Origin of the sequence: Putridiphycobacter roseus, assembly GCF_003234935.1 — a bacterium.
Taxonomy (GTDB): domain Bacteria; phylum Bacteroidota; class Bacteroidia; order Flavobacteriales_D; family Crocinitomicaceae; genus Putridiphycobacter; species Putridiphycobacter roseus.
Window position 1 is genome coordinate 1 of record NZ_QKSB01000081.1, and the last position, 569, is coordinate 569.

At 64.0% G+C, this 569-nt stretch carries 1 protein-coding gene and 1 pseudogene; both read right to left on the reverse strand.

The window, feature by feature from the left end; translation table 11 throughout:
* Positions 1-273: FAD-dependent oxidoreductase (locus DNU06_RS17595; protein WP_146239333.1), on the reverse strand; the 273-nt coding region annotated here is incomplete at its 3' end.
* Positions 274-295: 22 nt separating this feature from the next.
* A pseudogene (gene glyA, locus DNU06_RS17600) lies at positions 296-569 on the reverse strand (serine hydroxymethyltransferase); the annotation flags it as partial.

Below are 569 nucleotides of genomic sequence, written 5' to 3' on the forward strand. Positions count from 1 at the left end.
GTGCGCCGACTCGTCCCACAGGTAGTTGGAGCGCACGATGGTGGTGTTGCGCGCGGTGTTACCGCCGCCCAGCCAGCCTTTCTCGACCACGGCCACGTTGGTGATGCCGTGCTCTTTGGCCAGGTAGTAGGCGGTTGCCAGACCATGCCCGCCGCCGCCGACGATGACCACGTCGTAGACCTTTTTAGGGGTCGGCGTGCGCCACATCTTCTGCCAGTTTTCGTGATGGCTGAGTGAGTGCTTGAAGAGGCCGAAGCCCGAGTAGCGTTGCATAGTCATTACTCCAAAACCGCGCTCAGCGATAAACCGGGAAATCAGCGCACAGGGCAGACACGTGCTTGGCCACGTTGGCCTCGACGTCGGCATCGCCGAGGTTGTCGAGGATGTCGCAGATCCAGCCGGCCAGCTCGATGCACTGCGGCACCTTGAAACCACGCGTGGTCACCGCCGGGGTGCCGATGCGCAGGCCCGAGGTCACGAACGGCGACTGCGGGTCGTTCGGTACGGCGTTCTTGTTGACGGTGATGTGGGCGCGACCGAGGGCGGCGTCCGCCTCTTTGCCGGTGAGG